25 protein-coding genes and 1 pseudogene are annotated in these 23755 nt (G+C 70.5%); 12 read left to right on the top strand and 14 right to left on the bottom strand.

Annotated elements, in window-relative coordinates; translation table 11 throughout:
- Nucleotides 1-31 precede the first annotated feature (31 nt).
- Nucleotides 32-121, bottom strand: a pseudogene (locus SSP08S_RS63480) (LuxR C-terminal-related transcriptional regulator); the annotation flags it as partial.
- Between the two features lie 380 nt (nucleotides 122-501).
- The gene (locus SSP08S_RS63475) at nucleotides 502-1458 is read right to left on the bottom strand and encodes a tetratricopeptide repeat protein (RefSeq protein ID WP_245607927.1); all 957 of its coding nucleotides are present in this window, start codon (nucleotides 1456-1458) and stop codon (nucleotides 502-504) included.
- Between SSP08S_RS63475 and SSP08S_RS59415 the strand changes: the two genes are divergently transcribed.
- The gene (locus SSP08S_RS59415; protein WP_245607926.1) at nucleotides 1381-1560 is read left to right on the top strand and encodes a muconolactone Delta-isomerase family protein; all 180 of its coding nucleotides are present in this window, start codon (nucleotides 1381-1383) and stop codon (nucleotides 1558-1560) included. The two genes, SSP08S_RS63475 and SSP08S_RS59415, sit on opposite strands and share 78 nt — an antisense overlap.
- On the opposite strand, the gene SSP08S_RS20430 is transcribed toward SSP08S_RS59415, so the two are convergent.
- The gene (locus SSP08S_RS20430) at nucleotides 1521-2561 is read right to left on the bottom strand and encodes a S66 peptidase family protein (protein WP_019069485.1); all 1041 of its coding nucleotides are present in this window, start codon (nucleotides 2559-2561) and stop codon (nucleotides 1521-1523) included. The two genes, SSP08S_RS59415 and SSP08S_RS20430, sit on opposite strands and share 40 nt — an antisense overlap.
- Nucleotides 2562-2704: 143 nt before the next feature.
- Between SSP08S_RS20430 and SSP08S_RS20425 the strand changes: the two genes are divergently transcribed.
- The 3 genes from SSP08S_RS20425 to SSP08S_RS20415 all read left to right on the top strand — a co-directional run bounded on the left by SSP08S_RS20425 (nucleotide 2705) and on the right by SSP08S_RS20415 (nucleotide 5431).
- Complete coding sequence (locus tag SSP08S_RS20425) at nucleotides 2705-3547, top strand: isocitrate lyase/PEP mutase family protein (RefSeq protein WP_019069484.1); 843 nt, start codon at nucleotides 2705-2707, stop codon at nucleotides 3545-3547.
- 331 nt (nucleotides 3548-3878) lie between these two features.
- On the top strand, nucleotides 3879-4700 hold the full coding sequence (locus SSP08S_RS20420) for an SGNH/GDSL hydrolase family protein (RefSeq protein WP_245607919.1): 822 nt from the start codon (nucleotides 3879-3881) through the stop codon (nucleotides 4698-4700).
- Nucleotides 4701-4777: 77 nt separating this feature from the next.
- Complete coding sequence (locus tag SSP08S_RS20415) at nucleotides 4778-5431, top strand: TetR/AcrR family transcriptional regulator (RefSeq protein WP_245607918.1); 654 nt, start codon at nucleotides 4778-4780, stop codon at nucleotides 5429-5431.
- A 77-nt stretch (nucleotides 5432-5508) separates the two neighbouring features.
- Here the strand turns inward: SSP08S_RS20415 and SSP08S_RS20410 are convergent, their stop codons facing one another.
- Together SSP08S_RS20410 and SSP08S_RS20405 are read right to left on the bottom strand one after the other, a co-directional pair.
- Nucleotides 5509-7140, bottom strand: a complete 1632-nt coding sequence (locus SSP08S_RS20410; RefSeq protein WP_019069481.1) for an MFS transporter — start codon at nucleotides 7138-7140, stop codon at nucleotides 5509-5511.
- Nucleotides 7141-7439: 299 nt separating this feature from the next.
- Nucleotides 7440-7895, bottom strand: coding sequence for a MarR family winged helix-turn-helix transcriptional regulator (locus tag SSP08S_RS20405; protein WP_019069480.1), 456 nt, complete (start codon nucleotides 7893-7895; stop codon nucleotides 7440-7442).
- A gap of 186 nt (nucleotides 7896-8081) precedes the next feature.
- On the opposite strand from SSP08S_RS20405, the gene SSP08S_RS20400 reads away from it, so the two are divergent.
- Nucleotides 8082-9047: an alpha/beta hydrolase gene (locus SSP08S_RS20400; RefSeq protein WP_019069479.1), complete on the top strand. Its 966-nt coding sequence runs from the start codon at nucleotides 8082-8084 to the stop codon at nucleotides 9045-9047.
- A 45-nt stretch (nucleotides 9048-9092) separates the two neighbouring features.
- Nucleotides 9093-9833 carry a maleylpyruvate isomerase family mycothiol-dependent enzyme gene (locus tag SSP08S_RS20395; protein WP_026178668.1) on the top strand — a complete coding sequence of 247 codons (741 nt, stop codon included), beginning with the start codon at nucleotides 9093-9095 and terminating at the stop codon, nucleotides 9831-9833.
- 7 nt (nucleotides 9834-9840) lie between these two features.
- On the opposite strand, the gene SSP08S_RS20390 is transcribed toward SSP08S_RS20395, so the two are convergent.
- On the bottom strand, nucleotides 9841-10218 hold the full coding sequence (locus tag SSP08S_RS20390) for a MarR family winged helix-turn-helix transcriptional regulator (protein ID WP_019069477.1): 378 nt from the start codon (nucleotides 10216-10218) through the stop codon (nucleotides 9841-9843).
- Between the two features lie 87 nt (nucleotides 10219-10305).
- Between SSP08S_RS20390 and SSP08S_RS20385 the strand changes: the two genes are divergently transcribed.
- Together SSP08S_RS20385 and SSP08S_RS20380 are read left to right on the top strand one after the other, a co-directional pair.
- Nucleotides 10306-11796 carry an MFS transporter gene (locus tag SSP08S_RS20385; protein WP_019069476.1) on the top strand — a complete coding sequence of 497 codons (1491 nt, stop codon included), beginning with the start codon at nucleotides 10306-10308 and terminating at the stop codon, nucleotides 11794-11796.
- Between the two features lie 73 nt (nucleotides 11797-11869).
- Nucleotides 11870-12157, top strand: coding sequence for a DUF6332 family protein (locus SSP08S_RS20380; protein WP_026178667.1), 288 nt, complete (start codon nucleotides 11870-11872; stop codon nucleotides 12155-12157).
- On the opposite strand, the gene SSP08S_RS20375 is transcribed toward SSP08S_RS20380, so the two are convergent.
- The 3 genes from SSP08S_RS20375 to SSP08S_RS20365 form a co-directional block, all read right to left on the bottom strand.
- Nucleotides 12118-12783, bottom strand: a complete 666-nt coding sequence (locus SSP08S_RS20375) for a response regulator (RefSeq protein ID WP_019069474.1) — start codon at nucleotides 12781-12783, stop codon at nucleotides 12118-12120. The genes SSP08S_RS20380 and SSP08S_RS20375 overlap by 40 nt on opposite strands.
- A complete protein-coding gene (locus SSP08S_RS20370) occupies nucleotides 12780-14000 on the bottom strand; it encodes a sensor histidine kinase (RefSeq protein WP_026178666.1) in 1221 nt (406 codons plus the stop codon). The genes SSP08S_RS20375 and SSP08S_RS20370 overlap by 4 nt, the downstream gene beginning before the upstream one ends.
- Nucleotides 14001-14160: 160 nt before the next feature.
- The gene (locus SSP08S_RS20365; protein WP_019069472.1) at nucleotides 14161-14853 is read right to left on the bottom strand and encodes a TetR/AcrR family transcriptional regulator; all 693 of its coding nucleotides are present in this window, start codon (nucleotides 14851-14853) and stop codon (nucleotides 14161-14163) included.
- Between the two features lie 167 nt (nucleotides 14854-15020).
- Here SSP08S_RS20365 and SSP08S_RS20360 point away from each other — a divergent pair, with 167 nt between their 5' ends.
- Nucleotides 15021-15470, top strand: coding sequence for a nitroreductase family deazaflavin-dependent oxidoreductase (locus SSP08S_RS20360; protein WP_019069471.1), 450 nt, complete (start codon nucleotides 15021-15023; stop codon nucleotides 15468-15470).
- An 8-nt stretch (nucleotides 15471-15478) separates the two neighbouring features.
- Here the strand turns inward: SSP08S_RS20360 and SSP08S_RS20355 are convergent, their stop codons facing one another.
- Entirely contained in the window at nucleotides 15479-16747 is a 1269-nt protein-coding gene (locus SSP08S_RS20355; RefSeq protein ID WP_019069470.1) for a geranylgeranyl reductase family protein, read from the bottom strand.
- Between the two features lie 132 nt (nucleotides 16748-16879).
- Between SSP08S_RS20355 and SSP08S_RS20350 the strand changes: the two genes are divergently transcribed.
- Genes SSP08S_RS20350 through SSP08S_RS20340 form a run of 3 tightly spaced genes read left to right on the top strand, consistent with a single transcriptional unit; the run spans nucleotide 16880 to nucleotide 19607 of the window.
- Entirely contained in the window at nucleotides 16880-18235 is a 1356-nt protein-coding gene (locus tag SSP08S_RS20350; RefSeq protein WP_019069469.1) for a dipeptidase, read from the top strand.
- A gap of 8 nt (nucleotides 18236-18243) precedes the next feature.
- Complete coding sequence (locus SSP08S_RS20345) at nucleotides 18244-18540, top strand: DUF1905 domain-containing protein (protein ID WP_019069468.1); 297 nt, start codon at nucleotides 18244-18246, stop codon at nucleotides 18538-18540.
- Between the two features lie 14 nt (nucleotides 18541-18554).
- Nucleotides 18555-19607 (top strand): protein kinase family protein, encoded by a 1053-nt coding sequence (locus tag SSP08S_RS20340; RefSeq protein ID WP_019069467.1) that lies wholly within the window; start codon nucleotides 18555-18557, stop codon nucleotides 19605-19607.
- Here the strand turns inward: SSP08S_RS20340 and SSP08S_RS20335 are convergent.
- Genes SSP08S_RS20335 through SSP08S_RS20320 form a run of 4 tightly spaced genes read right to left on the bottom strand, consistent with a single transcriptional unit; the run spans nucleotide 19580 to nucleotide 23661 of the window.
- Nucleotides 19580-20650 carry an ABC transporter ATP-binding protein gene (locus SSP08S_RS20335; RefSeq protein WP_019069466.1) on the bottom strand — a complete coding sequence of 357 codons (1071 nt, stop codon included), beginning with the start codon at nucleotides 20648-20650 and terminating at the stop codon, nucleotides 19580-19582. The genes SSP08S_RS20340 and SSP08S_RS20335 overlap by 28 nt on opposite strands.
- Nucleotides 20647-21765: an ABC transporter ATP-binding protein gene (locus SSP08S_RS20330; RefSeq protein WP_245607917.1), complete on the bottom strand. Its 1119-nt coding sequence runs from the start codon at nucleotides 21763-21765 to the stop codon at nucleotides 20647-20649. The genes SSP08S_RS20335 and SSP08S_RS20330 overlap by 4 nt, the downstream gene beginning before the upstream one ends.
- Entirely contained in the window at nucleotides 21762-22682 is a 921-nt protein-coding gene (locus SSP08S_RS20325) for an ABC transporter permease (protein ID WP_019069464.1), read from the bottom strand. Before SSP08S_RS20325 ends, SSP08S_RS20330 begins: the two co-directional genes overlap by 4 nt.
- Nucleotides 22675-23661 (bottom strand): ABC transporter permease, encoded by a 987-nt coding sequence (locus SSP08S_RS20320; protein WP_019069463.1) that lies wholly within the window; start codon nucleotides 23659-23661, stop codon nucleotides 22675-22677. Before SSP08S_RS20320 ends, SSP08S_RS20325 begins: the two co-directional genes overlap by 8 nt.
- Nucleotides 23662-23755 lie beyond the last annotated feature (94 nt).

Below are 23755 nucleotides of genomic sequence, written 5' to 3'. Positions count from 1 at the left end.
GCGTCAGGTGGTACTGGACTGTCCTGACCGAGATGAACAGCTCCAGCGCCGCCTGCTGGTTGCTGGCCCCGTCGGCCACCAGCCGGGCCACGGACCGTTCCTGCGAGGTGAGTTGGGCCATGCCGGGGGTGAGGCGGCCGGTGTGCAGACCGCCCGCCTGGAGTTCCCGGTCGCAGCGCTCGACGTAGGTGCGGGCGCCGAGGGTGGCGTAGGCGTCGCGGGCGTTCTTCAGGACGGTGTCGGCCTCCCGGCGCTTGCCGGCCCGGCGCAAGGTCTGGCCGTAGGCGAAGCCGACCCTGGCCCGGTCGTACGGGAACGGCAGGTGTTCCAGGTGGGCAAGGGCCTGCTCGAACTCCTTGCGGGCCGCGTCGATGTCGCCGCGCGCGGCGACGAGCCGGCCGCGGGCGAGGCCGAGGCGGGCCTGTGCGGAGCGTCGGCCGCAGCGGGCGGCCAGTTCCTCGTGCGGGGTGAGGAAGGTGTCGGCCTCGTCCCAACGGCCGGTCACCACAAGGGCGTTGGAGTACACGTCGGCCCAGGGCCAGAAGCCGGGTTCGTCGACGCCGTCCCGTTCGCTGAGCTGGACCACGGGGGCCAGCGCCTCCACGACACGCTCGTAGTCACCGCGCGCCTCGGCGACCTGGGCGCGGGCGAGGCAGGACGGGACGAGCATGACCTCGTAGTGGTGGAGGCCCGCGGCGGCTTCGGCCACCTGCCGGTCGGCCACGTCCCAGTCGCCGCGCAGGGCGTGGATCTGGGCGCCGGTCCAGTGCACAGGGGCCGGACCAGCTCGATCCGCACTTCCGCCGGCCTTAGGGCGGCGCGCTGCACGGTCTCCAGTGCCTCCGACCAGGAGCCCAGGGTGAATTGGGTGCGGGCGAGCCAGCCCTCGGCCCACAGGAAGATACGGGTGGAGCCCATGCGGAAGCTGGTCGGTACGGCCGCCTCGAGCCGGGGGCGGGCGGCCTCGGGGGCGTCCAGGGCGAGGTCCACCCAGCCCCGGCCGAGCTGGAAGCGCTGGGGCTGGGCGCCGCCGGGTGTCTTGGACGCGGCCGCCTCGTAGGCGGCCAGGGCCTCTTCGGGACGGCCCATCGCGGCTAGGCCGAGGCCGAGCACCGCCTCCGACTCGATGGCGGAGGGATCGTCGGGGTCCGCCGCGAAGTCGATGGCCCGGCGGGCCCAGTCGACGAGGTCGCGCCCGTCCCAGCGACCCAGTGCGTGCAGTACGCGCCGCTGGCAGATCTTGGCCATGAGTTCGGGGTGCCGGTCCGGGTCGCAGTGCTCCCAGGCCTGCGTCAGGTAGGTGTCCGCCTCGGCGGGCCGGCCGCGCATGATGGCGAGGTAGCCGAGGACCGTGTCGCGCAGCACGCCTGCGGGGAAGCTCTGCTGCACATCTGGCGGTGCGTCGGCCAGTACGCCAACATCAGCGTCTTCGACGTCGCCGACAACGAGGCGCTGCACCAACTCCTCTGGGATCTACCGCTGTTCCCCTACATGTCCATCGAAGTGACACCGCCGGCACGTCACCCCTCGGGCCTCGCGGCGGACGAGACATCGGCCTGAGAAGCGGCGACCGCCGGTTCGGGCAACGACAACGTCCGCTGTCCGGCGTCCAGTTGGGCACGGACACCGACCGGCATCGGCAGATTCGGCCCGGCATGCCCGAACTCGACATTGCCCAGGACCGGGATGTCACGGTCGCCGAGGACATCGAGAACTATGTCCCGGAGAGTCGGAGACCCGTCGCCGGGCGTCCCGAGTCCGTCGATCTCGTGCGGGACGCCCACGACCATGCCGGAGATCCGATCGAGGATGCCGCAGTGCCGCAGCACGTGCAGAAGGCTCCACACATGCGCCGCCTGGCCGCCCGTCTCCTCCCAGAACAGCACGGCGCCGTCGAACCGTTCGAGCGGCAGCGCGTACGGCGTCGCCTGCGCAAACACGATGCGATTGATCACTCCGCCGATCAGCGGGCCTTCGGCGCGACCGGCCCGCCAGCACTCCCAGGACGGGGTGGTCGGCAGCGCACCGATCGCCTCGCCGCCGGTCAGCAGTCTCAAGTAGAGCCGCTCAAGCACCAGTTGGCGCGCCGCCGACGCTCTCTGCCAGTGGCCGCCGAGTCCCGGGGTGGCCATGTCGGCGTGAAATCCGACCAGTCCGGTGCGGGCGTAGAGCACCAGGTGTAGCAGCGAGATGTCGCTGTAGCCGAGGATCGGCTTGGGGTCGGCGACGACCGCCTCGAAGTCGATCAGGTCCAGATAACCGAGCGCCGTCTGGCCGCCGTCGTGCGCGACGATCGCCCGCACCTCGGGATCACGCAGCAGCCCGTTGAACTCCTCGGCGATCTCCGCCGGCCGAGCCGCACTCCACCAACGCTTCCGCCCGGCCTCCAGAAGCGGCGCCCGCCGCACCCGGAACCCCATCCGCTCCAGCACGGCCACCGCCCGCTCGAGGTCGGGCTCGTAGACGGCGTGCAAAGGCCCGGACAGCGAGGCGATGACGACGAGATCCCCGGGCAACAGGGCCCGGGGCCTGAGCAGTTGAGGCGGCACGGTGCGGGTCACCGAGGCAGTGTCCCGACGCCCGCAACACCACGCCACTCATTTACCACCGGGTCCCCTGTGTACCCGCGCGTAACCCCAAAAACATAACGCTCGTTGCGTAAGCGCACATCACAACCGCCGCAAGAGACAAGAGGACCCGTTCAATGCCTCACGGCAGCGCACTGCGCAGCGCGATCACCGCTTCCGGCACGACGCCTCTGATCGGCGTGTACGACATGTACTCGGCGTCGATCGCCGCCCAGCACTACGACGGCCTCTTCGTCTCCGGGTTCGGATTCGCCGCGTCCTTCTACGGCCTGCCGGACATCGGTTTCATCGCCTGGCCGGACATCGTGGCCTTCACCGAGCGGCTCCGCTGGGCCTTCCCCCGCCATCACCTCCTCGTGGACATCGACGACGGCTACGGCGACCCGGAGGTGGCCTGTCATGTCGTACGGCGGCTGGAGCGGGCCGGTGCCTCGGGGGTGATCCTGGAGGACCAGAAGCGGCCGCGCCGGTGCGGTCATGTGGCGGGCAAGCAACTCCTTCCGCTCGACGAGTACCTCGACAAGCTCGAACGCGTACTGGCCTGCCGCACCGGCGACTTGACCGTGGTCGCGCGCACCGACGCGACCGACGAGGCCGAGATCCTCACGCGCGCCAAGGCGCTCGCCGCCACCGACGCCGACGTGGTGCTGGTGGACGGGGTGCGTGACGTCGACGCGATCCGCCGGATCCGCGACTCCATCGGCGACAAGCCGCTGCTGTTCAACCAGATCGCCGGTGGCCGCTCCCCCCGGTTGTCGCTGGGCGAGTTGGCGGAACTCGGCGTGGACGTCGCGATCTACAGCACCCCCTGTCTCTTCGCCGCGCACGAGGCGATGGACAAGGCTCTGACCGACCTCAAGGTGACCGACGGACGGCTCCCGGAGACGGGGGACGACGGAGTCGGCGTACCGCAGTCCGTCGAACTGCTCACCCGCAATCTCCGGGCCACACCGAGCTGACGCGGCGGAGCCGTCTATCTCCGGTTGGACGCGGTGATCGTCCCGGGGCACGAGGACGGTGCCCCGCCCCCGCCATAGCCTCGATCACATCGAGAAAGCGCGCGGCCCCTCGACGGAGCCGGCCGCCCGCTCTCCGGTAGTTCGCGGCGCCGGCAGCACAGCGCGCCGCGGCGATCCCATTCCACGAGAGCGCGGAGGCGTTGTGCCCCTCTTCGGATTGCCCCCTGTCCCCGGCCGACGGCCGCGAAATCTCCGTGCCGCCACGGCAGTTGTGGTCACCTCGGCCGCCGCGTTCACGCTGAGCGCGCCGACGGCGACGCCGGTCCCGACCGTGCCTGTGGCAGTCAGCACCCGCGGCGGATCCCCCTACGTCGCGCTCGGCGATTCCTACGCCTCGGGTGCCGGGCTGGCCGGGGTGAAGGACGCCAAGTGCGACCGTACGAGCGGCAGTTACCCCACTCTGATCGCCAAGTTCCGTGCCGTCACCGGAGCGCGCCAGGCCTTCAAGGACGTCACCTGCAGCGGCGCCACCACAGGCGACTTCTGGAACAGCCGGGGCGGCATCCCGCCCCAGATCGACGCCCTCAGCCCCGACACGAGACTCGTCACCCTGACCCTGGGCGGCAATGACGTGGGCTTCTCCAGCGTGCTCGCCACCTGCGCGCGGGTCGCCTCCTCCGACCGGGACGGCAGTCCGTGCGAGCGGTACTTCACGGCGGACGGCAAGGACGTACTGGAGGAGCGCGTCGCCACCATGGAGGGGCGCGTCCACGACGTGCTCGCCGACATCAGGCGGCGCAGCCCGCACGCGAAGGTGATCGTCGTCGGATATCCCGCACTCTTCCCCGACGACGGCGTCGCCTGCCCCGAAATCCCTTTCGCCAAGGGCGACTTCGCCTATCTGCGGGACACGACGAAGAAGGCCAACCGGGCACTGGAGCGTCAGGCGGTGGCCGCCGGCGCGGGGACGTCCTTCGCCGACACCTACACGCCGACGATCGGCCACGACATGTGCCGGCCCCGCGACGAACGGTGGATCGAGTCCCTGACCCCCGCCCCGAACACCATGGCCGCACACCCCAACACCCTCGGCCAGTCGGTCATGGCGGCGTCGGCGCTGTGGCAGATCTACCAGCCCTTCCACCGGCCGTAGCGGTCGGCTTCACCAAAACACCAGGTCAGGGCAGCATCGGTCAATGGACCGCGCCCCAGCCGCCGTATAGTCGCGTCATGCAAGAGACTGGGCGGATGGAGCCGACGCCCCGCAGGAACCTGCGCGAAGAGCAGAAGATCCTCACCCATCGCCGACTGCTCGAGGCGGCCGTCACGGTGTTCACCGAGAAGCCCTTCCTCGAAGCGCGGATGGAGGACATCGCCCAGGCGGCGGGGGTGACCCGCGTGACGGTCTACGCCCACTTCCCGGGCAAGGCCGAGATCGTGGACGCGCTGGTGGAGCGCCTGTACGGCCTGATGGGCGAGGCCTACGCCGACCTGGCCGCGCTGCCCCGGTGGACGCCGGCGGACATCCGGGCGTGGCTGGAGGAGGCGGCGGTCCGCTGGCGGGAGATGGCGCCCATCCGTCGCGTCGCCCACGCGGCGGCCCCTACGGCACTGCGCAGCCTGGGCGACGGCCGGACGCAGTACGTCGAGGCACACGAGCGGTATGTCGGCATGCTGGTCGGCGACTACGGGCGGTGGCGGGGCGTGGACCCCGCCGAGGCCCGGCAGCGTGCGCTGATGGCCGTACTGCAGACCGAGTCGTTCTTCTCCGCCTGGATCGCCGTCGAGTGGCCCTTGGAAACCGCGGACCCGCTGCGCCTGTTGGCGGACTCGCTCTGCCACCTCCTCGCCCCCGCAGTGGAGAACGACAGCGCCTCGGCCTGAACGGACCGTACGACAGGGGTGGTTGGCCGTCGGTGTCCTAACCGAGGGTCAACCACCCCTGGAACAGCGGTCGTTGGTCAGCCGGTCTCGCCGACGACGGTTGCCCCGGCGGCCGTTTGGGTGGCCGCAACGGGCTCCGTGTGCGGGGCGCGGGCGCGGACGCCGATCGTGACGAGGGCCACGGCGGCTGCCACGAGCATGCCGACTCCGCCGACGAGGGCGCAGGTGTGCAGCGCGTCGGTGAAGCTCGCGCCGTAGGCGGCCAGGGCCCGGCCGGTCGCCTCGCCGGAGTTGAGGTGCAGGAAGGCGCCCGCCTGGATGCCGACGCCGTTCACCGTGCCGATGACCTGGCCCTGGTCGGCGGGGCTCAGGCCGGACGCGGCGACGTGGGCGGGCAGGGTGTCCAGGGTGCGGTTGGTGAGGACGACGCCGAAGATGGCCGGGCCCAGGGCGCTGCCGATCTGGCGGAGCGCGCTGTTGGCGGCGCCGGCGGTGCTGCCGAGGCGGCGCGGGAGGCTGTTCATGGCGATCGTGGTGACGGGGGCCATGGCGAGCGCGATACCGAGGCCGAGCACCGCGATGACGAGGACCGCCTCGCCGGTGCCGGTGGTGGCGTCGAAGAGGTTCACCAGCAGCGCCCCGATGCCGCCGACGAGCAGGCCGGTCACCAGCACGAGGCCGGGCGAGAAGCGGTGCATCAGCCGGCCGACGACCGGGCCGAGGACGACGGTGAAGCCGTTGAGGGCGATCAGGCGGACCCCGATGTCCCAGGTCGAGGCGTGGTGGACGAGGCCGAAGTACTCGCTGAGCGAGAAGACCAGGCCGACCTGGGCGAACAGGGTGAGCGCCATGACGAACGCGGCCCCGGAGAACGCCGTGGACTTGAACAGGCGCATGTCCAACATCGGGCAGCGGGAGCGCAGTTCGACGACCACGAAGGCCGGCAGGGCGAGGGCGGCCACGGCGAACGCGGTCACGACCTCCGCCGAGCCCCAGCCCGGAGCGCCGCCGCCCTCGATGACGCCGTAGACGATGCCGGTGATGGCGACGATCGCGAGGAGCTGGCCGGGGATGTCGAGGTGGCGTTCGCGGTCGGAGCGGGAGTCGACCAGGACGACGGCGCCGACCAGGACCGTGAGGACGCCGATGGCCAGGGTGGGCAGGAAGATCCAGCGCCAGCTCGCGTGCTCGACGATCAGGCCGTTGAAGAGGGGGCCGAGCGTCAGGCCGAGGCCGAGGGCGGCCGTCCACAGGGCTATCGCGCCGGCCCGCTTGCGGTGGTCGGGGCAGACATGGCTGATCAGGCCGAGGGTCGCGGGGAGCAGCGCGGCGGTGCCGACTCCGGTGAGCGCCTGGCCGACGCAGACCTGGACGACGCTGTGCGCGGTGAGGGCGACGAGACAGCCGACGCAGGACAGCGCCAGACCGATCAGGTACATCCTCTTGCGGCCGAAGAGGTCGCCGATGACACCGCAGGTCAGCAGTAGGGCGGCGGTCGGGAGGATGAACGCGTCGGTGATCCACTGGAGCCCGGTGGTGGAGGCGTCCAGCGCCTGCTGGATCACCGGAAGCGCCACCGACACACCGACGACCGGCAGATAGGAGACGAAGACTCCCAGGCAGGCCAGCAGGATGGTGGCAGTGACGTGACGGGACGGGGAGTCCGGCTGGGGGGAGGTAGGCGAGACTTCGGAAACCAGGGTCGGCATGGCACCTCTTCAACGTCGAACGGGGCGGATTGACCGGGTGTGAACTGCGCGTGGCGTTCCGTGCGCGGCTACGGCGGGGGTGACGGTGCCGACTCCGTCAGTCGTGTCCCGGAGCCCGGAGGCTGACGTGGTTGTTCGGCTTGAATCTCCATTGACGTAAGCCATTTCCTTTCGGGAAATCGCTTCGGACCGTATACCGGTGACCCGGTCCTGGAGATGCCGTTGGACCTGCAAACTAAGCTGAACAGCGGCGACGACACACCGCTCCGCGGGGCCTGAACGCGCAGGTGGGAGGCCGGTCAGCCGGCGGCGACGTTGGCCGTGATCAGCCGGAGGAGCTGCTTGGCCAGGGCGTCCTGGTCGGGGGTCAGGCCCATCGCGTCGCCGATCGACACGGGCACGGACGCGGCCCGCTCCCGCATCCGCGCGCCGGTGTCGGTGAGCCGGATGGCGACCGAGCGCTCGTCGTCGAGGCGGCGTTCACGGCGCAGCAGTCCGTTCGCCTCCAGCCGCTTCAGCAGCGGGGAGAGCGTGCTGGATTCCAGCTGGAGCGCGGCGCCCAACTCCCGTACGGAGATCGAGTCCTGCTCCCAGAGGACGAGCATGACGAGGTACTGCGGGTAGGTCAGGCCCAGTTCGTCGAGCAGCGGCCGGTAGCGGGCGGTCACCGCGCGCGAGGCCGCGTACAGCGCGAAGCACAACTGGTCGTCGAGGAGCAGCGACCCCTCGGCCGGTTCCGCGGCGGCTGGGCTCATGGTGCGACTCCTCGCTGCGGTGCTCTTCAGGGCAATCACCACCTTATCGTTCGGGTCCGGTCGATCCTATCGAGCACGCTTTAGTTGTGCACGACTTAATCGCGCGCTATTCTCAAGCCTGTGCCGCACCACCGGCCCGGACCCCACCGGGACCCGCCCGCGGCACCCGCTCGTGAGGAGATCGTCATGACCGACACCGCACCCCGCCCCGTCCTCGAACCCGCGGCCCAGGCCTTCGCCGAGGCGACCGCGAACCCGCCCTACCTCTTCGACCTGACGCCCGCCGAGGGCCGCAAGGCGGTCGACGAGGTGCAGTCCGGCGAGATCGCGAAGCCCGCCGTCGACGAGGAGTGGATCACCGTCCTCGGCGGCCCCACCGGCCAGGTCAAGGCCCGCATCGTCCGCCCGGCCGGGGTCACCGGCACACTCCCCGTGATCATCTACATCCACGGCGCGGGCTGGGTCTTCGGCAACGCCCACACCCACGACCGACTGGTGCGCGAACTCGCGGTCGGCGCCGGTGCCGCCGTTGTCTTCCCGGAGTACGACCTCTCCCCCGAGGCCCGCTACCCGGTCGCCATCGAGCAGAACTACACCGTCACCCAGTGGGTCGTGCAGCAGGGCGCCACCAAGGACCTCGACCCGACCCGCATCGCCGTCGCCGGTGACTCGGTGGGCGGCAACATGACCGCCGCGCTGACCCTGATGGCCAAGGAGCGGGGCGATGTCCCCCTGCTCCAGCAGGTGCTGTTCTACCCGGTCACCGACGCGAACTTCGACACCGCCTCCTACCACCAGTTCGCCACCGGCTACTTCCTGCGCCGCGACGGCATGCAGTGGTTCTGGAACCAGTACACGACCGACGAAGCCGAGCGCGCCCAGATCACCGCATCCCCGCTGCGCGCCACCACCGAACAGCTCACCGGCCTGCCCCCGGCCCTCGTCATCACCGGCGAGGCCGACGTCCTGCGCGACGAGGGCGAGGCCTACGCCAACAAGCTCCGCGAGGCCGGAGTCCCCGTCACCGCGGTCCGCTTCCAGGGCATCATCCACGACTTCGTCATGCTCAACGCCCTGCGCGAGACCCACGCCGCCGAAGCCGCCATCACCCTGGCCGTGGGCGTGCTGCGCAAGGCACTCGCCACCGGCTGATCCCGGGAGCACCCGCCCCTGCCTTCCGTACGGCACACTCGCCCCATGGACACCGATGCGTTCGTGGGGACCCTCGACCGGGAGGGCGGCCTGCTGGCCTCGGCCGCGGAGGAGGCGGGCGTCGACGCCGAGGTCCCCACCTGCCCGGAGTGGCGGGTGCGGGATCTGCTCCGGCACACGGGGATGGTGCACCGCTGGGCGACCGCGTTCGTAGCGGAGGGATACACCGAGTACCACCCCGACGGCGGTCTGCCGGATCTCGACGGCGCCGATTTGGTGGCCTGGTTCAGGGACGGGCACCGTTCCCTCGTGGACGCCCTCTCCGCCGCCCCGCCCGACGTGGAGTGCTGGCACTTCCTGCCGGCGCCGTCACCGCTCGCCTTCTGGGCGCGGCGTCAGGCGCACGAGACGACCGTGCACCGGCTGGACGCCGAGGCGGCGCGCGGCGGGGTGGCCGAGGAGATCGCCCCGGACTTCGCGGCCGACGGCATCGACGAGTTGCTGCGCGGCTTCCATGCCCGCCGCAAGAGCAGGGTCCGCAGCGAGGAGCCCCGGGTGCTGCGGGTGCGGGCGACGGACACGGACAGCGCTGTGTGGACCGTACGGCTGTCCCAGGAACCGCCCGCCGCCGAGCGGCACGACACCGGGGATGCCGACTGCGAACTGGCTGGTCCTGCAGGGCAGTTGTACCGGGCGCTGTGGAACCGGGGGCCGTTCCCGAGGGTGACCGGTGACATGTCGCTCGCCGGGCTGTGGCGCGAGAAGTCGGCGATCACCTGGAGCTGACGGTCCGTCAGCCGGACAGCATTCTCGTCAACACCGCGCGCTGCAGCGGAAGTACCTCGCCGTGCAGGTCGCGCCCTTTGTCCGTGAGGGTCACGCGCACGCCCCGGCGGTCCTCCGCGCACATGCCGCGCTCGACGAGACCGTCCTTCTCCAGGCGGGCGATCAGCCGGGACAGGGCGCTCTGACTGAGATGGACGCGCTCGGAGATCTCCTGGACGCGATAGGCGCACGCGTCACCGGCCAGCACGTCCAGCACCTCGAAGTCACTGCCGCACAAGCCGTGTTGGTGCAGGGTGCGGTCGAGTTCGCACTGCGTGCGGGCGTGCAGCGCCAGCATCTCCCGCCACTGGTCCACGAGCGCTTGCTCGGCCTTCTTCGCCGCCATGAGAGCGCACCGTAGCAGAGAAGCGGATTTATTGCACCGTAATTAAATGCGTTTGCATTCGATGCATACGCATGTAGTCTCTGCGGCATGACCTCTCCGCTCTCCCCTCCCGCGGCCCCGTCGTCGGCGGTTCGCTGGACCCCACGGCTGTGGGGCACCCTGCTGGTGCTCTGCGCCGCGATGTTCCTGGACGCGCTGGACGTGTCGATGGTCGGCGTCGCCCTGCCCTCCATCGGCTCCGAACTCGACCTCTCCACCTCGACACTCCAATGGATCGTCAGCGGCTACATCCTGGGATACGGCGGACTGCTCCTCCTCGGTGGCCGGACCGCCGACCTGCTGGGCCGACGCCAGGTCTTCCTGGTCGCCCTGGGAGTCTTCGCGGTGGCCTCGCTGCTCGGCGGGCTCGTCGACTCGGGTCCGCTGCTGATCGCCAGTCGCTTCATCAAGGGCCTCAGCGCGGCCTTCACCGCACCGGCCGGCCTCTCGATCATCACGACGACCTTCGCCGAGGGCCCGCTGCGCAACCGCGCCCTGTCCATCTACACCACCTGCGCGGCCACCGGCTTCTCGATGGGCCTGGTGCTCTCCGGCCTGCTCACGGAGGCCAGTTGGCGGCTCACCATGCTGCTGCCCGCGCCCATCGCGCTCATCGCCCTGCTCGCCGGCCTGAAGCTGCTGCCGCGCAGCGAGCGCGAGAAGGACCACAACGGCTACGACGTGCCCGGCGCCGTCCTCGGTACCGCGTCGATGCTGCTGCTGGTCTTCACCGTCGTACAGGCGCCCGAGGCCGGATGGGCGTCGGCCCGAACTCTCCTGTCCTTCCTGGCCGTTGCCGTCCTGCTGAGCGTCTTCGTGTACGTCGAGCGGCGCTCCGCCGGGCCGCTGATCCGGCTCGGGGTGCTGCGCTCCGGCAACCAGATCCGCGCCCAGCTCGGCGCGATGGCGTTCTTCGGGTCGTACGTCGGATTCCAGTTCCTGGTCACGCTGTACATGCAGTCGCTGCTCGGCTGGTCCGCGCTGCACACGGCGCTCGCCTTCCTGCCGGCCGGGGCGGTGGTGGCGGTGTCCTCGACGAAGGTCGGCTCGATCGTCGACCGGTTCGGCACGCAGCGGCTGATCGCGACCGGCTTCGCGCTGATGGTCGTCGGGTACGCGCTGTTCCTGCGGGTCAGCCTCGATCCGGGGTATGCGGCGGTGATCCTACCGTCGATGCTGCTGATCGGCGCGGCCTGCGCGCTGGTCTTCCCCTCGCTGAACATCCAGGCCACGAGCGGGGTCGAGGACCACGAACAGGGCATGGTCTCGGGGCTGTTGAACACCTCGGTGCAGGTGGGCGGCGCGATCTTCCTGGCCGTCGTCACGGCCGTGGTCACCGCCCACGCTCCCGCGCACGCCACCCCGCAGGCGGTGCTGGACAGCTACCGGCCCGGGCTCATCGTGGTGACGTTCATCGCGGTCGCCGGGCTGCTGATCACCCTGCCGGGGCTGCGCGGCCGTCGCGACCAGCAGACCCTCGTGGTCGCCAAGTCCACCGTGAAGGAGGCGGAAGCGGAGCGCGTGGCGGTCCGTGACTAGGGGGACGCCTCCCTGAGTGTGCGCCCGGCGGAGCCGATTGCTCCGTCGGGCGCACACGTGTGAGACTCGCGGAATGAGCATGACCGGGGGACGACGCACACAGGCCGAGCGGGACGCGATGACCGTCGAGATCGGGTACGCGCTGGTCAGCGCGGTGTTCGCGGCTGTCGTCGTGTTCGGGGCGGTCGCCGGTCCGGTGTGGCTGTTCGAACTGCCGGGCACGGTCGAGACGGTGCTGACGTGGGCGGGCCTCGTGCTGCTGCCCGTCGTGTTCTTCGTACGCGTGGCGAGCGTGCTGTACCGGTATCGGCAGGAGTCGGGTCAGCCCAGCCAGCCGGGGCGGACCAACCCCGACTCGTAGGCCAGCACGACCAGTTGGGCCCGGTCCCGGGCGCCCAGCTTCACCATCGTGCGGCTGACATGGGTCTTCGCGGTGAGCGGGCTGACGACCAGACGGCGGGCGATCTCCTCGTTCGAGAGGCCGATACCGACCAGGGCCATCACCTCCCGTTCCCGCTCGGTGAGTTGGGTGAGGGCGTCGGCCGTGGCCGGTTCCTTGGACCGGGCCGCGAACTCGGCGATCAGACGGCGGGTCACCCCGGGGGACAGCAGCGCGTCGCCGTCGACCACCGCCCTTACCGCGCGCAGGAGTTCGTCCGGTTCGGTGTCCTTGACGAGGAAGCCGGAGGCGCCGGAGCGGATCGCCTCGAAGACGTACTCGTCGAGTTCGAAGGTGGTCAGCATGACCACCTTGACCGCTTCCAAGTCGCCGTTCCCGGTGATGCGTCGGGTCGCCGCGAGGCCGTCGAGCAGCGGCATGCGGATGTCCATCAGGACGACGTCGGGGCGCAGTTCGCCCACCTTGCGCACGGCCTCCTCGCCGTCGGAGGCCTCGCCCGCGACCTCGATGTCGGGCTGCGCGTCCAACAGCGCCTTGAACCCGGCGCGGACCAGCGACTGGTCGTCGGCGAGCAGTACCCGGATCACCGGTCGTCCTCCTTCGATGTGACCTTCAACGGCAGTACGGCGAGCACCCGGAAGCCGCCGTCCGGGCGCGGGCCCGCCTCGATGGTGCCACCGAGCGCGGCGGCCCGCTCCCGCATCCCGGCCAGCCCGTTGCCGCTGCCCCCGGCGTCCGCGCCGGTCGCGGGCCCGTCGTCGTCGACGCGCAGCCGCAGCTCCCGGGCATCGTGGTCGATGTGCACGCGCGCGTGCCGCGAACCCGAGTGCCGTACGACATTGGTGAGGGCCTCCTGGACGACGCGGAAGGCGGCGAGGTCGGTGCCGGGCGGGAGGCGGGGCGGGGTTCCCTCGACCTCCACCGTGAGGCCCGCGCTCGCCGCCTGCTGCACCAGTTCGGGCAGCCGGTCGAGACCGGGGGCCGGGGCGCGGGGCGCGTCGCCCGGGGTGCGCAGGCTGTCGAGGACCTGGCGGACCTCGCCGAGCGCCTCCTTGCTGGCGGCCTTGATCGTGGTGAGGGCCGTACGGGCCTGCTCGGGGTCGGAGTCGAGGAGCGCGAGGCCGACGCCCGCCTGGACGTTGATGACGGAGATGCTGTGCGCGAGGACGTCGTGCAGTTCGCGGGCCATCCGCAGCCGCTCCTCGTCGGCGCGGCGGCGGGCCGCCTGGGCGCGCTCGGCGCGCTCGCGGACCCACTGGTCGCGGCGGGTGCGGGCCAGTTCGGAGACCGCGGCGACGGCCACCAGCCAGGTGGCGACGGCCAGTTCACGGCCCCAGGGCATCGCGTGGTCGTGCTGCGGGGGCAGCCACCGGTACAGCCAGTGGGCGATCAGGAGGTGCGCCGCCCAGAGCGTGCCGAGCGCGGCCCAGGCCGCCCGCCGCCGCCCGGCGACGACCGCGCTGAAGCAGCCGAGCGCGACGGGCAGGAAGACCGGGCCGTACGGGTATCCGGCGCCGAAGTAGAGCACGGCGGCGAGCGCGGTCCCGAAGGCCACCCCTACGGGGTAGCGGTGGCGCCACAGGAGCAGCACCGAGCCAGCGACGAGCAGCACGCGCGCGTAGAGGTCGAGCTGGACGCGGTCGGGCTGGCTGTGCGAGGCGAAGCTGCTCCCGATCAGCACGAACAGGGTGACCAACAGCGTGGAGCGCCACGGCCACCGCGTCGGGGCCGCCTCCCCGCCCCACGGCGGTCCATGGCGCCACCACTGGGGCGGTCCCCCACCGCGTACGCGCTGCTCGTCCATGCACGTCACGCTAGACGCCGGGCGAGGTCGGGGGCATCAGCCGGGCGGGGTGATCACGAGTACTTCCCGGGGAGTACGTCCTACTCCGGTCCACCACAGCGCCCTGCAAGGGGCGCGGGGAACTGCGTGCCCAGCCCCCACCGGCTCGCAGCCGACGAGCTCACACGTCCGCAAGCCCCACCCCAAGCGCAAGCCGTCGTACCGCATGACGAAAGAACGGCTCCCGATCCTCCACCACCCGGCGGAACTGGCCAAAAAGCTCAAAGCTGACCAGTCCGAACGTCTCGGCGATAGCGGCGACGAGGGCCACGGCCGATCCGGGCGGAAGGCCGCCGGCGAAGTCCGCGATCATACGGTCCGCCTCGGGGCGCAGACCGGCCGGAAGCGGGGGCTCGGTAAGGGCGCCGGCCTGGTGGGCGTCCTGTACGACGCCGATCAGGATGAGGGCGACACGAGCGGCGGACGGGACGGTCGTCTCGGGGGCGACATAACCGGGGACCGGTGAGCCGTAGATCAGCGCGTACTCGTGCGGATGCGCGAGCGCCCAGCCCCGTACCGCCTCGCACACGCTCGTCCAGCGCCGCAGCGGGCTCGCGTCGGCCACCTTGGCGTGGGCCGTCTCCGCGCTCTCGCCGACGGAGTCGTACGCATCGATGATGAGAGCGGTCAACAGGTCGTCGCGGCTGGGGAAGTACCGGTACAGCGCGGAGGAGACCATGCCCAGTTCACGGGCCACGGCGCGCAGCGAGAGCTTCGCGGCGCCCTCGGCGGCGAGCTGTCTGCGCGCCTCGTCCTTGATGGCCGCGGTGACCTCGATCCTGGCTCGGGCGCGGGCGCCTTGTGTGGTGCTCATACGGGCAAGTGTGGCATGGAATCAGATCAGTGCACACAAACAAGAGCGGCGAACAAAAAAGAGAGCACCGCTCTTGCATTGGATCGCCTGGCCGATGCAGACTGTTCCCGAGAGCGAGAGCAGTGCTCACAAAAGGGAGCCGCGCTCTCCAAAACCCAGGAGTCGTCATGAGCACGCACGTCCAGAAGCCCGGCTGGTTCACGGTCAACGTCTTCAACCGCGCCGTCGCCTGGTTCACCCGCCGCGGTCTCAGCGTCTGGGGTTCACGGGTGCTGGCGGTCCGCGGCCGTAAGAGCGGCGAGTGGCGGACCACCCCGGTGAACCTGCTGACGGTGGACGGACAGCAGTACCTCGTCGCCCCGCGCGGGCACGTCCAGTGGACGCACAACATGCGGGCGGCGGGCGGCGGCGAGCTGCGGCTCGGCAAGAAGGTGGATGTGTTCACCGCGACCGAGGTCACCGGCGACGACAAGGTGCCGCTGCTCCGCGCCTACCTCAAGCGATGGAAGGCCGAGGTCGGCGTGTTCTTCGGAGGAGTCGGCCCCGACTCCTCCGACGACGAACTGCGCCGGATCGCCCCCGACCACCCCGTCTTCCACGTCACGGTCAGGAGCTGACCTCTCAGTCAGGAGCCGGCCTCGCCCTCCGCGGACTCCACCGTCTCCACGGGCCCAACGGGCTCCGCGGTCCTGCGGTCGAAGGCGGTCAGCGCGCGCTGCGCCATCGGGTGGCTGCGCACCAGCTCGCCGAGCGTGGTCGAACCCCGGGTGATGTCCATGAAGGCCTTCCAGGCCGGCCGGAAGCCGGTGAGGGCCGCGTGGAACAGTCCGGGGCGCCGCTCGAAGATCGCCAGCATGGTCTTGCCGACGCTCATCTCCACGCCGAGCCCCGCCTTGATCGCGAACGCGTAGTTCAGCGCCTGGCGGCGGGTGTCCACGGCGTCGTGCGCCTCGGCGATCCGCACCGCCCACTCCCCCGCGAGCCGTCCCGAGCGCAGCGCGAACGAGATGCCCTCCCGGGTCCACGGCTCCAGAAGTCCGGCCGCGTCCCCGCAGACCAGCACCCGCCCGCGCGAGAGCGGCGAGTCGTCCGCCCGGCAGCGGGTCAAGTGCCCGGAGGAGATGCTCGGTTCGAAGCCGGCGAGACCGAGCCGGGCGATGAAGTCCTCCAAGTACCGCTTGGTGGCGGCGCCTTCACCGCGCGCGGAGATCACGCCGACCGTGAGCGTGTCCCCCTTCGGGAAGACCCAGCCGTAACTCCCGGGCATCGGGCCCCAGTCGATGAGGACCCGCCCCTTCCAGTCCTCGGCGACGGTCTCCGGCACCGGGATCTCCGCCTCCAGGCCCAGGTCCACCTGGTCGGTCTTGACCCCGACGTGCGCCCCTATGCGGCTGGCACTGCCGTCCGCGCCGACGACGGCCCGCGCGAGGACCGTCTCGCCGCCTTGGAGGACGACGGCGACCGTACGGCGGTCCGGCACCGCGGAGCCGTGCTGCTCGACTCGTGTCACTGTGACGCCGGTGCGCAGCTCGGCGCCCGCCTTCTGCGCGTGCTCGACGAGCTGCTGGTCGAACTCGGGCCGGTTGATCAGCCCGAACAGCATCTGCCGGGACCGGCGGGTGCGCGTGAAACGCCCGTTGTTCGAGAACGTTATGGCGTGCACCCGGTCCTTCAACGGCAGGTCGAAGCCTGGCGGGAGCGAGTCGCGCGAAGGTCCGATGATGCCGCCGCCGCACGTCTTGTAGCGCGGCAACTCGGCTTTCTCCAGCAACAGCACACGCCGTCCCGCGACGGCCGCCGCATAGGCGGCCGAGGCCCCCGCGGGTCCCGCGCCCACCACGACGACGTCCCACACCCGCTGCACGTCGTCCGCCGAAGAGTTCTCGCTGCTCACGATGGTCTACTGCTCCCGATCAAGCCGCTGCCGCACCTGTCCCCCGCATCCTACGGCGGACATCGCCACAGGCCGTTGTGGGAGGATCGACGGCATCATTCGTACAACGTCGCACCCACAAGGAGCGTGCCCATGTCGTCGAATCCGGTCGCCGAGACCGTCGCCTCGCTGATGCCCAGGGCAAGAACTGAGCTCGGCGAGCTGGTGGCCTTCAAGTCGGTGGCGGACTTCGACCAGTTCCCGAAGAGCGAGAGCGAGGGCGCCGCGAACTGGGTCGCCGACGCGCTGCGCACCGACGGTTTCCAGGACGTGGCCCTGCTCGACACCCCCGACGGCACACAGTCGGTCTACGGCTACCTGCCCGGCCCCGAGGGCGCGAAGACCGTGCTCCTGTACGCCCACTACGACGTGCAGCCCCCGCTCGACGAGTCCGCCTGGACGACCCCGCCCTTCGAACTGACCGAGCGCGACGGCCGCTGGTACGGGCGCGGTGCCGCCGACTGCAAGGGCGGCCTGATCATGCACCTGCTCGCGCTGCGCGCCCTCAAGGCCAACGGCGGCATCCCGGTACACATCAAGGTGATCGCCGAGGGCTCGGAGGAGCAGGGCACCGGCGGCCTGGAGCGGTACGCCGAGGAACACCCGGAACTCCTCGCCGCCGACACCATCGTGATCGGCGACACAGGAAACTTCCGCCTCGGTCTGCCCACCGTGACCTCGACCCTGCGTGGCATGACCCTGGTGCGCGTCCAGATCGACACCCTCGAAGGCAATCTGCACTCGGGCCAGTTCGGCGGCGCCGCGCCCGACGCACTGGCCGCGCTGATCCGCGTACTGGACTCGCTGCGCGCCAAGGACGGCTCGACGACCGTCGACGGGCTCGCCGCCCACGCGACCTGGGACGGACTGTCGTACGACGAGGAGCAGTTCCGCCAGGACGCCAAGGTGCTGGACGGCGTCGAGCTGATCGGTTCCGACACGGTCACCGACCGCATCTGGGCGCGCCCGGCCGTCACCGTCCTCGGCATCGACTGCCCGCCGGTCGTCGGCGCGACCCCGTCCGTGCAGGCCGGCGCCCGCGCACTGGTCAGCCTCCGCGTCCCGCCGGGCGTCGACGCGGCCGAGGCGACCACCCTGCTCCAGGCCCACCTGGAGGCCCACACCCCGTGGGGCGCCCGCGTGAGCACCGAACACATCGGCCAGGGCCAGCCCTTCAGCGCCGACACGACGAGCCCGGCGTACACGGCGATGGCCGACGCGATGGCGGTCGCCTACCCCGGCCAGGAGATGCAGTACGCCGGCCAGGGCGGCTCCATCCCGCTGTGCAACACCCTCGCGGCCCTCTACCCGCAGGCCGAGATCCTCCTCATCGGCCTCAGCGAGCCGGAGGCGCAGATCCACGCGGTCAACGAGAGCGTGTCGCCCGAGGAGTTGGAGCGGCTGTCGGTGACGGAGGCGCTGTTCCTCCAGAACTACGCGGCCAACTGAGCGCGTCCATGCGGTTCGTCTTCACCGGCCGGGTGATCGAGTGGCGCGGCCCCGCGCCGTACTACTTCGTCCCCGTGCCGGACGAGGAGTCGGCGGACGTCCGCGAGGTCGCCACCATGGCCTCGTACGGCTGGGGTGTGATCCCCGTCGAGGCGCGGATCGGCGAGGCCGTGTTCACGACCTCGCTCTTCCCCAAGGACGGCGGATACTTGCTGCCGCTCAAGAACGCCGTGCGGAAGCCGTGCGGTCTCGGCGCGGACGACGAGGTGACCGTGGAGATGACCGTCCGACTCGGCACCGCCTGAACGAGGATGGGGCCATGCCCCGCACCGCGCGCATCGCCGCCCACACCGACATCGCCACCACCCTCGCCCTCCTCTCCGACCATGAACTCACCGAACTGGTCGACGCGGGGACGCCGTTGGGGACCGGTATCGGCGGGCGCTCGGCGCTGATCGAGGTGGACGGCAGAAAGGTGTTCGTGAAGCGGATGCCGCTCACGGATGTGGAGCGGCGGGCGGAGAATGTGCGGTCGACGGCCAATGTGTTCGGGGCGCCCGCCTACTGCCACTACGGCATCGGCGCGCTCCCCAGTCCCGGCTTCGGCGTCTGGCGGGAGCTGGCCGTCCACGAGATGACGACCAACTGGGCACTGTCCGACCGCTTTTCGGGTTTCCCGCTGCTGCACCACTGGCGGGTGCTGCCCGACCCGGAGCAGTCACTCCCCGAGGAACTCGCCGACGCGGAACGGACCGTGGCCTACTGGGGCGCCGGACGTGAGCACATCGAGGCCCTGCGCACGGCGTCCGCGAGCCTGACGCTGTTCATGGAACACCTGCCGCACACCCTCCACGACTGGCTCTCCGAACAGCTCCGCACCGGCGACCCCGACACCGCCTGCGCCCTGGTGGAGCAGGGTCTCGAAGCCGTCACCGGATTCCTCCGCGAGCGGCAACTCCTGCACCTCGACGTCCACTTCAAGAACATCCTCACCGACGGCCGGCAGCTCTACCTCGCCGACTACGGCCTCGCCCTCTCCCCGCGCTTCCGACTCGCCGCGGACGAACGCGACTTCTACGACCGCCACCTTCACTACGACCACGCCTACGCCTTCTCCTACCTGGTGCACTGGCTCGTCGTGGACCAGTACGGCTACGGCCCGGACGAGCGCCGGGAGTTCATCCGCGGGTGCGCCGACGACGGCAAGCGGCCCGAGGGCATCCCCGAGGCCGCCGCCGAACTCATCTCCCGGTACGCCCAACTCGCCTTGAAGGTGGGCGACTTCAACCGACGGTTCATGGACGGGAACAGGCTGACGCCGTACCCGTCCGCCGGGGAACTCGGCTACAACAGCTCCACACTCTCCGCGTAGTGACAGGCGACCGGGTTGCCACCGCCCCGGTCGACGAGTGCCGGTACCTCCTCCACGCACGACGTCCGTTCACTGTCGGTGAGCTGGTTCGCGAACTTGGGGCAGCGCGTGCGGAAGCGGCAGCCGCTGGGCGGGCGCACCGGGCTGGGGACGTCGCCCTGGATGGTGATCCGCTTCCGGGCGCGCTCCTTGCGCGGATCGGGCAGCGGGATGGCGGAGACCAGGGCCTGGGTGTACGGGTGCGCCGGGCGGGCGAAGAGCTGACGGGCGGGGGCGATCTCGACCAGGCGGCCCAGGTACATGACGGCCACCCGGCCCGCCACATGCCGCATCACCGACAGGTCGTGGGCCACGAACAGGAAGGACAGGCTCAGTTCGCTCTGCAGGTCCATCAACAGGTTGAGGACGCCCGCCTGGATCGACACGTCGAGGGCCGACACCGGTTCGTCGAGGATGACGACCTTCGGGCGCAGGGCCAACGCCCTTGCGATGCCGATGCGTTGGCGCTGTCCGCCGGAGAACTCGTGGGCGAAACGGTTGCCGTGCTCGGGGTTGAGTCCGACCAGCCGCAGGAGTTCGCTCACCTCGGCACCCGCCCCGGACCCGTACCGCCCGTGGATGCGCAGCGGTTCGGCGACGATCTCGTGGACGGTCATCCGGGGGTCCAGCGAGGCGTACGGGTCCTGGAAGACGATCTGCAACTCCCGCCGCAGGGGCCGCATCTGACGTCTGCTCAGTTCGGTGAGTTCGTGCCCCTGGTAGCGGACCCGGCCCGCGGTGGCCCGTTCCAGGCCGAGGACGGTGCGGGAGATCGTGGTCTTGCCGGAGCCCGACTCCCCGACCAGGCCGAGGGTTTCGTTCTCGTAGAGGTCGAAGGAGACTCCGCAGACGGCGTGCACATCGCCCACGCGGCGGCGGACGATTCCCTTGGACATGACCGGGAAGTGTTTGACCAAGTCCCGTACCTGGAGGACCGGTTCGCCGGTGCCGCCGTGGCCGGGCAGCGGCGGCAGGGGGCTGGCGGCCTGCGCGGGCGCGGTCATACGGGGTCCTCCTCGGGGTTCGTGGCGGGGGCCGCGTCGGCGAAGCGGGCCAGGGCCTCGGTGTCCGCGCCGACCGCGTCGAAGACCTGGTCGGCGCCGGTGTCGACGAGTTCGTCGGCGAAGTGGCAGGCGCTGAGGTGCAGGTCTCCGCCGGCCCTGCGCAGGGCGGGTTCGTCGGTGTCGCACACGTCCCGGCGCATCGGGCAGCGGGGCGAGAAGGGGCAGCCGGGCGGCAGGTTGAGCAGGCTCGGCGGTGAGCCGGTGATGGGGGTGAGGCGCGCCTCCTCGCGGTCGAGGCGGGGCAGGGAGCCGAGCAGGCCCAGGGTGTAGGGCATGCGCGGGGTGTAGAAGATGTCCTCGACGGAGCCGGTCTCCACTATCCGGCCGGCGTACATGACCGCGACCCGGTCGGTGTGGCCGGCCACCACGCCCAGGTCGTGGGTGATGAGGACGAGGGCCGCTCCGGTCTCGGCGCGGGCGGTCTCCAGGGCTTCGAGGATCTGCGCCTGCACGGTGACGTCGAGCGCGGTGGTCGGCTCGTCGGCGATGATCACGTCCGGGTCGTTGGCCATGGCGATCGCGATGACGACGCGCTGGCGCATGCCGCCGGACATCTCGTGCGGGTAGCTGTCGACGCGCCGTTCGGGGCTGGGGATGCCGACCGTGCCGAGGAGTTCGACGGCCCGTTTGCGGGCGTCCCGCTGTTTCATGTCGGGGTTGTGGCGGAGCAGGGTCTCGCTGATCTGGTAGCCCACGTTGTAGACGGGGTTGAGGGAGGTCATCGGGTCCTGGAAGATCATCGCGATGCCGCTGCCGCGCAGGTCGGACAGGCGCGCGTCGGACAGCCCGAGGAGCTCGGTGCCCTCGAAGCGGACCGAGCCGCGCACCTTGGCGCCGGTCGGCAGCAGCCCCATCACGGCGAGGGCGGTCACCGACTTCCCGGACCCCGACTCGCCGACGATGCCCAGCGATTCGCCCCGGTCGAGCCGGTAGCCGACGCCGCGTACGGCCCGTACCGTCCCGTCCTCCGTGCCGAACTCCACGCTGAGGTCCTCGACTTCGAGCACGGCCGAGGTCACGGGGACCTCGCGCACTCCATGACTCGTGGTCGTCACTGTCGCACCCTTTGCTGCCGGGGGTCGAAGGCGTCGCGCAGGCCGTCGCCGATGAAGTTGATGGTCAGCGCGATGGCGATGATGAACGCGCCGGGGATGTAGAAGAGCCAGGGCCGGGTGTCGACCGCCGTCTGGGCCTGGGAGACCAGCAACCCCAGGGAGGTGTCGGGCGGTTGGACGCCGAAGCCGAGGAAGGAGAGCGCGGTCTCGGTGAGGATGCCGGTCGCCACCAGGATCGTCGCGTTGACGATGATCGGGCCGAGGGCGTTGGGCAGCAGATGCCGGAAGATGATCCGCACGTCGGAGGCGCCGAGCGCCCGGGCCGCCTCGATGAACTCCTTCTCGCGCAGCGACAGCACCGAGGAGCGCACCACCCGGGCCACGTACGCCCAGGTCAGTCCGGCGATGACGATGGCGATCCAGTACCAGGAGCCGCCGGTGCGGGAGGAGATGACCAGGGCGATCGCGAACAGGGGCAGCGTCAGCACGAGATCGGCGATGCGCATCATGACCGCGTCGACGATGCCCCGGTAGAAGCCGGCGATGGCGCCCCAGATCGCGCCCACCAGGGTGGACCCGAGCGCGATCATGATGGCGATCTTGAGTGAGGTCTGGGTGCCGCGCATGACCTGTGCGTAGGCGTCGTATCCCGAAGAGTTGGTGCCGAACGGGTGTTTCCAGGACGGCGGTTTGGAGTTGTCCTCGGTGTACTTCTCGTAGGAGTAGTGCCACAGGTGCGGGCCGATGAACGCCCACAGCAGGATCAGCACGAACACGACCAGGCTGACCATCGCGGCCCGGTGCCGTACGAAGCGGCGCAGCACCAGCTGGGTCTGGGTGCGCTGCCTTACGGTGAACTCGCGTTCTCCGGGCGGCAGTTGAGTGCCCGCGGACCCCGGTGCCTCGATGTCAGTCATAGCGGATCCTCGGGTCGAGTACGGCGTAGAGGAGATCGGCGACGAGATTGAACCCGATGACGACGACGGCGGAGAGCAGCAGCCAGGCCATGGTGCGGTAGACGTCGAGCGTGGTCGCCGCCTGGACCAGCATCTCGCCCATGCCGTGCCACTGGAAGATCGTCTCCGTGATCACCGCGCCGCCCAGGATGATCGCGATGTCGAGCGCGGTGACGGTGGCCAGCGGGATGAGGGCGGTGCGCAGCGCGTGCCGGGTCATCACCTTGCCGCGCCGAAGTCCCTTGGCGCGGGCGAGCCGTACGTAGTCGCTGTTGAGGACCTCCAGCATGGAGGCGCGGGTGTAGCGGGTCCACGACGCGAAGGAGACGAGGGCGAGGGTGATGGTGGGCAGGATGAGGTGGCCGACGTGATCGGTGAACTGGTTCCAGGTGGTGTCGACTTCGAGGTACGGGGACTTCTCGCCGATGGTGCCGAGGAACTGGCTGCCGGTCTTCTCGTTGAACCAGATTCCGGCCTGCTTGAGCAGCACCGCGAACCAGAACACCGGCATGGCGAGGAAGAGGAAGCCGAAGAAGGTGATGGTGTAGTCGGCGGCGGAGTACTGGCGGATGGCGCTGAAAACGCCGAAGACGACGGCCATGATCAGCGCGAGGATCATCGCCGCGGCGACCAGGGTGATGGTCACCTTGAAGCGGGTGAACAGGTCGTGCCCGATGTTCAGGTTGGCCTGCACGGACGGGCCGAAGTCGCCGTGCAGGACGCCGGTGATCCAGTTCCAATAGCGTTCCATCACCGGCTGGTTGGCGTGGATGTGCCGGGCGAAGGCGGCCACCGCGGCCTTGCTGGGGGCGGGTTGCCGTGAGGTGGCGAAATTGGCCACCGGGTCGCCGGAGTTGATGACGACGAGGAACACGATGAACGTGGAGACGATGAGGACGGGTATGGAGACGAGGATGCGGCGCACGGTGTAGGCGAGCATGCGGTCTTCTCTCGGAGGCCGACGGTTCGGGGATGCCGTCCGTGGTCGGGGCCCGGCCCCGGTGTCGCCGGGGCCGGGCTCTACGGGCGTGCCG

The organism is Streptomyces hokutonensis (genome assembly GCF_000376565.1).
GTDB lineage: Bacteria > Actinomycetota > Actinomycetes > Streptomycetales > Streptomycetaceae > Streptomyces > Streptomyces hokutonensis.
The sequence above is the reverse complement of the archived record's forward strand: the minus strand, read 5'-3'. Positions and strand labels throughout refer to the sequence as shown.